1 rRNA gene is annotated in these 1,747 nt (G+C 52.5%); it reads right to left on the bottom strand.

The annotated features are described in order from the left end of the window. Window positions 1-26: 26 nt before the first annotated feature. A 23S ribosomal RNA gene (locus FM042_RS11785) occupies window positions 27-1,747 on the bottom strand; the annotation flags it as partial.

Raw genomic sequence — 1,747 nt, 5'->3', positions numbered from 1 at the left:
TGCCAACAACACCCTTTTGGTGTTGTATGGTTAAGCCTCACGGGCAATTAGTACACGTTAGCTCAACGCCTTACAGCGCTTCCACACCGTGCCTATCAACGTTGTAGTCTTCAACAACCCTTTAGAGCAATTACATGCTAGTGAGAACTCATCTCAAGGCTCGCTTCCCGCTTAGATGCTTTCAGCGGTTATCGATTCCGAACGTAGCTACCGGGCAGTGCCATTGGCATGACAACCCGAACACCAGCGGTTCGTTCACTCCGGTCCTCTCGTACTAGGAGCAACCCCTTTCAATTCTCAAACGCCCACGGCAGATAGGGACCGAACTGTCTCACGACGTTCTAAACCCAGCTCGCGTACCACTTTAAATGGCGAACAGCCATACCCTTGGGACCGACTTCAGCCCCAGGATGTGATGAGCCGACATCGAGGTGCCAAACACCGCCGTCGATATGAACTCTTGGGCGGTATCAGCCTGTTATCCCCGGAGTACCTTTTATCCGTTGAGCGATGGCCCTTCCATTCAGAACCACCGGATCACTAAGACCTGCTTTCGCACCTGCTCGACGTGTCTGTCTCGCAGTTAAGCTGGCTTATGCCTTTGCACTAACCGTACGATGTCCGACCGTACTTAGCCAACCTTCGTGCTCCTCCGTTACTCTTTGGGAGGAGACCGCCCCAGTCAAACTACCCACCAGGCACTGTCCGCGATCCCGATTAGGGACCTACGTTAGAACATCAAACATACAAGGGTGGTATTTCAAGGTTGGCTCCACACCAGCTAGCGCCAATGCTTCAAAGCCTCCCACCTATCCTACACATGTAGGTTCAATGTTCAGTGCCAAGCTGTAGTAAAGGTTCACGGGGTCTTTCCGTCTAGCCGCGGGTACACTGCATCTTCACAGCGATTTCAATTTCACTGAGTCTCGGGTGGAGACAGCGTGGCCATGGTTACACCATTCGTGCAGGTCGGAACTTACCCGACAAGGAATTTCGCTACCTTAGGACCGTTATAGTTACGGCCGCCGTTTACCGGGGCTTCGATCAAGAGCTTCGCCGAAGCTAACCCCATCAATTAACCTTCCGGCACCGGGCAGGTGTCACACCCTATACGTCATCTTTCGATTTTGCAGAGTGCTGTGTTTTTAATAAACAGTCCCAGCCACCTGGTCACTGCGACCCTCACCAGCTCAGGACGCGAAGTCCATCACCAACAAGGGCGTACCTTCTCCCGAAGTTACGGTACTATTTTGCCTAGTTCCTTCACCCGAGTTCTCTCAAGCGCCTTAGTATTCTCTACCTGACCACCTGTGTCGGTTTCGGGTACGGTTCTGCATACCTGAAGCTTAGAGGGTTTTCCTGGAAGCATGGCATCAACAACTTCAACTCCGTAGAGTCTCGTCTCGTGTCTCAGTCTTAAGGGCATCCGGATTTACCTAAACGCCCAACCTACTCACTTTCACGCGGACTACCAACGCCGCGCTTGCCTAGCCTTCTCCGTCACCCCATCGCAGTATGCAGCAGTACAGGAATATTAACCTGTTTCCCATCGACTACGCTTTTCAGCCTCGCCTTAGGGGCCGACTTACCCTACCCTGATTAGCATGGGATAGGAACCCTTGGTCTTCCGGCGTGGGGGTTTTTCACCCCCATTATCGTTACTCATGTCAGCATTCGCACTTGTGATACCTCCAGCAGACTTCTCAATCCACCTTCAACGGCTTACACAACGCTCCCCTACCCAGCA

This window comes from Aliidiomarina halalkaliphila (genome assembly GCF_007096385.1).
GTDB classification, from domain to species: domain Bacteria; phylum Pseudomonadota; class Gammaproteobacteria; order Enterobacterales; family Alteromonadaceae; genus Aliidiomarina; species Aliidiomarina halalkaliphila.
This window is presented reverse-complemented; position numbering and strand designations above follow the sequence as displayed.